The following is a 9,055-nucleotide window of genomic DNA, read 5'->3' on the forward strand; positions in this document are numbered from 1 at the left end:
ATTATCAGAAATAGAAAATTTCCAATATGTTTTTAACTCTGTAAATTTAACTTCAACTTTCCCTTCTTCTTTGTCAATGTGCGTAATTGCATTGCTGATTAAATTTTGAAATAATTGTTTTATTCGTGTTTTATCAGCATTAATCACAGGCATTTCTTCTGGAAAGATAAATTGAATATGCTCAGGAATGTATAAAATCGTTTTTATTTCCTCTAATATTTCTTTTACACTTACTTTTTGAGTGGTTAAAATGTTTTTATCATTTACACTAGAGTAGCGTAAAATACCATCAATTAGCGCATCCATTTGCTCTAATTTGTTATTCAACTTATCAAAAGTATCCGTTGCATTTTCATCTAACACATCTGCATAATCTTCCTGAAACCAAGAAATTAAAGCATTTATACTTCGTAAAGGCGATTTTAAATCGTGCGAAACTATGTGTGCAAAATCGTGCAATTCTTTGTTACTGCGCTTTAAGTTTTCGAGGAGTTCTTTATTTTCACTTTCCGCAGCAATTCTTCGTTCTAAATTGACCGCATTCGTTAATTGTATAGATACTAAGTTTGCTACATTTTTTAATAAACGCAGGTGTTCTTTGGTAAAAAAGTCTTTTGCAGAATTTTCAGAATCAATTACTCCTATAACTTCATTATTTATGATAATAGGCACCGTAATTTCTGAGTAGCGTCGCTTATCATCAACCACATAACGATCGTCTTTTGAAGTATCATGAATCAATTCCGCCTTTCCCGTTATGGCAACATTTCCAACAATTCCTTTTCCAAACGGAATATATAATTTATTGATAATTTCCTTATTCTTATTTACTTTAGCTCCGTATCCAGCAATTTGTTCTAGTATATTTTCTTTTTTCTTGACTAAATACACCACACAATCTTCAAACTCTAAATCGCGAGCAATTACATTGGCTATTTCCCAGGCAACATCATGAATATTTAGTTTCCCTATGAAAGAACGCGTTAAGTTATTGAGTGTATTTAACATTAACTGTCTTTTGTGCTTCACCGAAACATCTTCTACAAAAGCCAGTTGATATTTTATGTCTCCTTTGCTATCGCGAACACCTGTTACGCTTGTTTTAGACAAAAACGAAGTGCCGTCTTTTCGTTTGTAACGCTCTGTTAAACTGTAATGATTTATTTCTTTGTCGACCATAAGTCCGTACAAACTTCTCGATTCTTCGTGTGCATCTTCAAAAGAAAGTGCTTCTACAGAAGTTCCCAACAGTTCTTCTTCGCTGTATTGCATCAAATTTTGAAAAGCAGTATTTGTTTTGATGATTTTTCGATCCTGCGCCAACACAATTCCCAAAGTCGAATTGTCAACAATTGCTGCCAATTGCTCTTGTTGTTCTTCAAAATCAGCTGATTTTGCTTTGGAAGCCGTAATGTCTCTTACAATTCCTTGCGCAGCTATTATTTTTCCTTCTTCATTACGAATTAGGCTCGCATTTATTTGAACCCACTTTACTTCTTTTTGTTTTGTAAATATTCGTGCTTCATAATTTGAAAAAGAACCTTCTTTCATGAGTTTTGAAAAAGAGTTCATGGCATATTCAAAGTCTTTGCTATAGATAAGATTTACGAGATTGATATCTTCTTCTTTGACATCATATCCAAGTAGTTTAATAGCCGCGTCATTCATCTTAATCACGTTACCCATGATATCCATGACAACAAATGAATCGAGCATATTTTCGAAAAATACATTGTATTCGCGAGTTTTCACATTGAGAGCTTCACGCGTTTCTAGCAATTCGCTAGTTCGGTTTAAGAGCAATTCTTCCGCTTTTTCACGGGCTCTTTTTTCGTTCAGAAGGGCTAGTTCTAGGGTATGAATCTTATCTTTCATTGAACGCAAATCTAGTTTCGAGGGATTTTATGCGTTGAAAGATACTAAATTCCACATAAATTTCGGTCAATAAACACAATTAACCGATGAGTTGCACTTTTATATTTTTATGTTGAAAGGGAAAATTGAGCGGATATGACTAGAATTCAATTACTTCATTTACCATCCAATAATCGACTACACGTTGTATTTTTTTAATATAATCTTCGTAGCGTAAAGGTTTTATGATATAACCTGCAATTCCCAGATTGTAGCTTTCTAACATATCTTGATGATTGTTAGAGGTTGTAACTATAATTGCTGGAATGTAACGTAAGTGTGGATCAGCTTTGAGTTCTTTAAGAAATTCAAGTCCGTTCATTTTTGGCATATTCAAATCCAACAAAATAACGTTGGGTAAATCTTGTTTGTCTCGTAAGACTTCAAGTGCTTCCTCACCATTTTTGGCTTCGAGTATTCGATGTGTGAAACCTAATCTTTTTAAAGATTTTTTAAACTTCAACACTTCGATCTCGTCATCTTCTATGAATAAAAATGAAAGATTCTCTATCATTATGATATGCTTATGTTTTGAGTAATTAAACGTAAATTTCTTCTTTATATGCGAGATTATTAAGTTCTTTCGATTAAAGGGAATTTTAAGTGGGTTGAATGGACTTATTAGGTAGATTAATGGTTTTAATATTTCTACATTTTCTCACCTGTTTCCATCTCATTTTTAGCGACCTTCATGTAATACGACGCTAAATCTGTAAGCTTATGTATCTGTTTCGCACATACTGGATGCATTTACTTTTCAATTTTCAAATATAGTTTTAGCAAACGAGTATTCAAATATAAATAGTATTGCGTGTTCAGCGGCTGAACTAAATTTTTATTTTATGGATACGTTGCCAACTCTGCTTTTTGCTTTTTCGTCATTCCTTTGATGACTAAATGATACGAATCGTCAATTAATTCTTGAATAAAAGTAATTGGTAATTCGCCATGAAATAGTTCAACTGTATTCCAATGCTTTTTACTCATGTGAAAACCTGGCTTGATACTTTCATGTTCACCGCGAAGCTCATCCGCTTTATTTGGATCGCATTTTAAGTTCACTGAAGGAATACCTTCTTCCCACTTTTTTAACGAAGTTAATACAAACATTTTTCCCAATACTTTAAATACCAAAGTATCTTGATCAAAAGGAAACTCTTCTGTAACGGCTGGTTTTTTAATGCAATATTCGCGAAGCAATTCAATATTCATATACGCTATTTACAAACAAGATATAAAAATCTTTGCAATAGATTGCTGTGAAAAATAATTAAAAATTTATGCGCTGATATCAGTACGATCAGACATTTCTTTTGTCTTAGTATTTTGCTTAGGTGTAGTCTTTTGAATAGGTGAAATATCCAAGCTTACAAGAACATCATTCAGATAATAAACAACTTTATCAATTAGTGACATCTTATTGTTATTTTTAGGTTGGGACAAATATACAGTAAGAATGTGTAAAACTAGGTTAGATTTTCTTTAAATCAGTATATAATTTCGACAAAATACCAGTTCAGCCTATAAACAGTCTATAAATATACTAGATAAAACAATTTCAAATTTCAAACACATGAACTTCAAACACTTACAAGACTGTCTATTTTCAACTATTTGTTTATTTTTTTACGATCATTTTCTGGAAGTGCAATTTCAGAATACTCTAATTCCCAACCAATGGTTTCTACAAGCTTTTCAATGACAAAAATAGCGTTCAACGCTTCCTGTTTTGCATTAAGTAACAAACCACTTTCAGGTACTTTATCAATGATATGCTGTTTGGCTTGTTGGTTGAGATTTGTTAAATCGTCCGCACTAAATTTATTGAGCAAACCATCTTTAATATCGTAATACGTAAAATCGGTTTCTACGGTTAAAATTTCTGGTTCTGGAAAATCAATAATTTGTATTTTTTTAGTGTCTTCATCCGCTTGTAAACGCATTTTTTTTAGATCATATCCAACACTGACTTTAGCTTTAACAACAACAATTGCCCGTTTTTTACTAGAAATCATTCGTAAAAAATGTGACGATGTATCTTCGTGTTGATGAATTTCACTAAAATCACCTTCTACCGTTGTGAGTTTGCAAACACTTTTAATTTTATCGAGAAGTAAGTGCGATTGTTGCGTTGCGCTCTTTTTTGATTGTTGTTTCCTAAGATAATCATACACAAAATACGACACTATTCCTCCAATCAATATTCCTAAAACTATATCCATATACGAGCAATTTACAAAAATCATTCCTGATTTGTATGCAGGTAAATGTACTGCAATTTTTAGTGATCACATTTTTAAAAACACAAGTTATATGTAAAATATGACAAAAAGAACTTACGTTATACCCAATATTCGATTTCTAGCTTCTTCTCTTTCTTTTATATCTTCTTGTGTACGTACAAATAACTCTATAATTGCATTTTCAATTCTTTCATTTTCGTTTAAACCATTAAACACATTTCTAATCATAGACGAACCATAAGGCTTGCCATTTCTACTAGTAATCTTATTTTCTTTTAAAATTTTTAGAACACCATTTGTATAATGATATCCAAGTACTTCTTTGAGTTTTTCTCGTTGTTTTTTCCGTATCATGCGTATGCAAAAATTTTTATAATTAGTAAATTACTATATTTGTGTCGATTTTATGACACACGTTATAGAACTGACAGTATAATATTACAAACTATTTTCTATATAAAGAAACTTTATGCAGAAAAATTTCGCATAATGATGAAAATAATCGACAGAATAATCCTCTTTATTAAGCATAAAAATTTAAGCATGCGCGCGTTTGATAAGTCAATAAGCGTAGGAAATGGCTATACAAGTAAGCAATCTAAGTCAAGTGCTTCTGTAGGCAGTGATGTGCTTGAGAAAATAATCGATGTGTATCCTGAGTTGAGTCCGCTTTGGTTGCTCACTGGAAAAGAAAATATGATTATCAATTTGGAAGAAGCACAAGAACCTCCACTAGAATACAATACGATTGATGCGCTTATTGAAGGTAAAATAGAGCGTACGGTACAACGCCAATTGAAAGCCTTGAGCAAAAAACTTGAAAATATTCCAACCTTAGACGAAATCAGTAACGAGATTCAGAAAAAACTAAAAGGCGATTCTTAATGTATTGCTTCTTCAAAAACAAATTCTAAAATTCAAAATTCCATCAAAAAAAACAAGTTGATTTTTTACAACTATTGAGAATCAACGGCATACAATTCCTGTCTTTTCAGAAAAAACGCTATATCGCATGCAAAATTTGTGTATATTTACGAGTTCGCCTACTTGTGCTGATTTACTGTCAGTTTAGGTGACGTTTTTAAAAATTTAAAAACTATTTTCTATGAAAAAGTAATTTTTCGTAGAATAATTTCTATTTAAAATGAAAATAATCGACAGAATCATAGAATTCATCAAGCATAAAAATATGAGCATGCGTGCCTTCGATATCTCAATAAAAGTGGGCAATGGCTATACAAGTAAGCAGTCAAAATCGGGCGCTTCTATCGGAAGTGATGTTTTGGAGAGAATAATCGATACGTATCCTGAGCTAAATCCGCTTTGGCTAATTACAGGAACTGGTGATATGACCATTCCAATTAGAAAAGCAGACGAGCCACTTCCCGATTACGGAGAAACAATTGATGAAATTTTAGAAAATAAAATTAAGCGTATTGTACAAGAACAACTGAAAGAATTCAGCGAAAAGCTAGAGTCTTTTCCAACCTTAGATCAAATTAGTAAAGAGATTCAGAAGAATTTGCGCGGTGAATAATATGTTTTCGCATCGCACTATTTTTCATACTTGCAATCAGTTCCTTCGTCAAAAGAACCATCCGTTTTACAGGTTTTAACAAGTTTTCTGTTTTTATAGTATTTCCGAATTGAGAACTTTCCATCTTCCATAAAAGTTTCTACTTTTCCATAGCCATCAAAGTCGTAATACGTGCTTGCTAATCCACTAATTTTTTCATCATCAACATAATGAACCCTCGCAAATTGTTGTCCATCGTTACGATTCGTGACATGTACACCTTGCTTTAAACCATAAATATCTACATAATTTATAGTGTCTGTATTGACAATTTGAAATGATGGTTTTTCACTTTTTACTTTATATTTATGTTCAGACACAACTATTTTTTTACCATTTGCAGTCACGACATATTCTTGGTTCTCAAATGTTTTTATCGTGTACGTTAAATTAAATGCACACTCACAATCGGCAACTTCTTCAATATATGCTTCAGTAATTGTAGTAACAGAATCATTTTTTTTCTTCTCAAAAAGGGTTCGTTCTCTAATTCCGTGAAATGCTAAATTTAAGGTATCGTTTTTTAGTGTTACTTTTCCAATTGCCGTACTACTACAATTTGCAACAACAAATAACTTGTATGTTTTTAGATTTCCAGTTTTATAGGCCACTACAATTCTATCTTGAAGCTTGAAAATATTTTTAGCATATACATCTTGACATTCACTAGCAGTGTAACTTACCAATTCCACATTCGTTTGAGAATGACAACTCAAACTGACTAAAAATAGGTGAAGTAAACATATATAAAGTATGCTAAAATGTTGTTTCATGTATTTCTTGTGAATGTTATTGTGACGCGCTTCAAGCGTCCATTTTTAATTTATAATGATCGTTCTTTTCAACAACCATACGATAAAACTACGACTAAAAACCGAACACTTTTTTCTCCATTTTCAGTATATAATTCAATTCGGATAATTACAGGTCCTAATCCGTAAGTACAAGGTTTTCCTTTATAAATTAAAGTCGCAATATTAGAACTTTCGCCACTTAAATCTATCAGCGTATCTTTTAGTTTGAAATTTTGTTTTCGCAACACTTCTTTCTGTTCATATTCCGTTTTTGGAATTCTAAAGAAATTTAAGTTATTCTTTATAGTCACAAAAGGTTCTTGTCCTTTCCAATGCACACTATTTTTATTCCATTCCTCAAAATCAGATGATTCAACTTTCCGATAATCATATTGTTCATTAATATTTTCAACAACCATATAAGAAACCACGATACTATCCTTTTTTTGCTTTGGTAAAATCTGTAAAAGCTTGTCTCCTATCTCGTTAAAAACATATTCAAACACTTGTATGGTATCTTGCTTCTTTGTAGGATTTTCTTGCACTTGGTAGTTGTAGATTTTTAAATCAAACTTTTCAAATGAAATTGTTGAATGACAAGGAATTCTATTTTCGCAACCAATATTTGTATTAGGATTTTCTTTTTTTGCTAATAAATATCCACTAAACACATATCCTTGCGGATTTTCATTAGTTCCTTCAACTTCATACCATTCTCCGTTTATGATTTGATCATCATCAGTAACAGAAAGTTTTTTTCCACTTTTCGCAATCAAAACAACATCTTTTCCAGCTTCAAGTTTTCCAATTCGTTTGCTTTTGAGACTTGGTTTTTCTCTGATGGAAAGTCCATTTTTGGCAATAACTGAAAAATAATTTTGTGCATTTGATTCAAAAATGAAAAGCAAAAGTATACATCCGAAAAAATTCTTCATAAGAGTCTTTTTTTAATAACAACTAGTGTTTACACAAAAATGATTCCAAGAATATATTGTGTTTACTTACTGCAACTACTTCGCTATTTTATACAAAATTGGCTTGCTTGGAGACGCATCATTTTCAAAAGGCGCAATTTGAATATTCACATAATACGCGCCATCTTCAATGGAATTTGCCACATATATAAACTCCGTAATTGTTGCATGCATGCGAATGTTTCCTGCGGTATTCCAAAATGCATTGTGCGCTAACAATTCGCCATTATCCTTTTCCTTGTCTACACTTGGCAAATCAATTAGTAAATGTGCTATTCCTTTTTCGCGCAAATAAATTGCCGCAGCTTCTTCAATATATGGCGGATTTGTGTGCGAATACTGCCGTTGCCGTTTTTCATCAAAGTTTGGCAACGTACGAATCACAATTGCTTCTCGCTTTTTATTTCCAATCACACGCTGCAATTGCTTTTTAGAAATAATATAATCGTTTTCGCCTTTTTTCTCAGGAACTACCGTAATCAATTCCGCATAGAAGAAAAATTGCTTTAAATTTTCATTTATGGAATGAACTTCTTCCGTAATATGTCCAACACATTCGGTATGCGTTCCGTGCGCATGCGGATTAAAATAGATATTATTAAAATTCACATCGCCGCCTTCTTTTACAGAGCCAACCCAATCGTCCATACGAACAGGTTCAATTTTTGGCGCTGAAATATACCATGCGTTTACGTTGTCTTTGGCAGCACGTAACGGAATGGAAATGTCTAGCGGTTTCGATAAATCTATTTGATGTTTGGTCGTTTTACGTTGAATAGTACAAATCATAGCGTAAAAATACGAATTGATTTTTCAACCTAATAACGAATTTTAAAAAACTGTTTTAACCTTTTATACAATAAAGAAATCAGCCGCAATTCCGTCACATAAAAATTTTCCTTTTTGTGTGGTTTTGATTGTGTTTTCTACAACTTGAAGTGTGTTTTCTTGTAAATGCGTTGCTGCTATTTTTTTTGTGTGATGAAGATAGCTTTCGCCGAATTGTTCTTCAATATATTCCAACGAAATTCCCCAAACCGTGCGCAAACCTGTCATTACATATTCGTTGTATTGATCGTCCTTAGAAAGTTGTTCCGTCGTAATTGGAAGTATGTTTTCTGCAATACTTTTTATGTATTTTGCATTGTTTGAAACGTTCCAACTTCTACTTCCTTTTTGAAACGAATGCGCGCTCGGACCAATACCAATATAGCTTGCACCTTTCCAATACGACGTGTTGTGCTTGGAAAAATAATCGGGTTTTCCAAAGTTTGAAATTTCGTAATGTACAAAACCTTGCTTTTCAGTTTCTGCCACTAATACATTAAAATGTGCCAGCGATTCTTCTTCAGAAATGGCTGCAAATTTTCCTTGTCGGATGAATTTTTCCAGCGCCGTTTTCGGTTCTACCGTAAGGGCATAACTTGATATATGATTGATTCCGAAGTTAAAAACCGTTTCCAAATTGGTTTTCCATTGTTCCATGGTCATATTTGGAATTCCGTAAATGAGATCGATTGTAATGTTATCAAAATACTGTGTCGCAAATTCCAA

The 9,055-nt window shown here is 32.5% G+C and carries 11 protein-coding genes; 2 read left to right on the forward strand and 9 right to left on the reverse strand.

All coding sequences use genetic code 11. The annotated features are described in order from the left end of the window. The 5 genes from AB8B65_RS15655 to AB8B65_RS15675 all read right to left on the reverse strand — a co-directional run. A partial coding sequence (locus tag AB8B65_RS15655) for a PAS domain S-box protein (RefSeq protein WP_405302203.1) occupies positions 1–1,875 on the reverse strand: 1,875 nt, incomplete at its 3' end. 139 nt (positions 1,876–2,014) lie between these two features. Further along, on the reverse strand, positions 2,015–2,428 hold the full coding sequence (locus tag AB8B65_RS15660) for a response regulator (protein ID WP_405302204.1): 414 nt from the start codon (positions 2,426–2,428) through the stop codon (positions 2,015–2,017). Between the two features lie 326 nt (positions 2,429–2,754). Continuing rightward, entirely contained in the window at positions 2,755–3,126 is a 372-nt protein-coding gene (locus AB8B65_RS15665) for an MmcQ/YjbR family DNA-binding protein (protein WP_405302205.1), read from the reverse strand. A 398-nt stretch (positions 3,127–3,524) separates the two neighbouring features. Then, on the reverse strand, positions 3,525–4,136 hold the full coding sequence (locus tag AB8B65_RS15670; RefSeq protein WP_405302206.1) for a DUF4230 domain-containing protein: 612 nt from the start codon (positions 4,134–4,136) through the stop codon (positions 3,525–3,527). Positions 4,137–4,250: 114 nt separating this feature from the next. Beyond that, a complete protein-coding gene (locus AB8B65_RS15675) occupies positions 4,251–4,511 on the reverse strand; it encodes a hypothetical protein (RefSeq protein WP_405302208.1) in 261 nt (86 codons plus the stop codon). Positions 4,512–4,646: 135 nt separating this feature from the next. On the opposite strand from AB8B65_RS15675, the gene AB8B65_RS15680 reads away from it, so the two are divergent. After that, entirely contained in the window at positions 4,647–5,042 is a 396-nt protein-coding gene (locus AB8B65_RS15680; protein WP_405302209.1) for a hypothetical protein, read from the forward strand. A 259-nt stretch (positions 5,043–5,301) separates the two neighbouring features. Further along, a complete protein-coding gene (locus tag AB8B65_RS15685) occupies positions 5,302–5,694 on the forward strand; it encodes a hypothetical protein (protein WP_405302211.1) in 393 nt (130 codons plus the stop codon). Positions 5,695–5,711: 17 nt separating this feature from the next. Here AB8B65_RS15685 and AB8B65_RS15690 read toward each other — a convergent pair whose 3' ends face one another. From AB8B65_RS15690 to AB8B65_RS15705, 4 genes are all read right to left on the reverse strand, one after another. Next, positions 5,712–6,506, reverse strand: a complete 795-nt coding sequence (locus AB8B65_RS15690; protein ID WP_405302212.1) for a hypothetical protein — start codon at positions 6,504–6,506, stop codon at positions 5,712–5,714. A gap of 68 nt (positions 6,507–6,574) precedes the next feature. Further along, positions 6,575–7,462 carry an SH3 domain-containing protein gene (locus AB8B65_RS15695; RefSeq protein ID WP_405302213.1) on the reverse strand — a complete coding sequence of 296 codons (888 nt, stop codon included), beginning with the start codon at positions 7,460–7,462 and terminating at the stop codon, positions 6,575–6,577. 75 nt (positions 7,463–7,537) lie between these two features. Beyond that, positions 7,538–8,290: a cyclase family protein gene (locus tag AB8B65_RS15700; RefSeq protein WP_405302215.1), complete on the reverse strand. Its 753-nt coding sequence runs from the start codon at positions 8,288–8,290 to the stop codon at positions 7,538–7,540. A 63-nt stretch (positions 8,291–8,353) separates the two neighbouring features. After that, positions 8,354–9,055, reverse strand: a 702-nt coding sequence (locus tag AB8B65_RS15705) for a coproporphyrinogen-III oxidase family protein (RefSeq protein WP_405302216.1), incomplete at its 5' end; no start/stop codon positions are given.

The organism is Kordia sp. (genome assembly GCF_045105435.1).
Classification (GTDB): Bacteria; Bacteroidota; Bacteroidia; order Flavobacteriales; family Flavobacteriaceae; genus Kordia.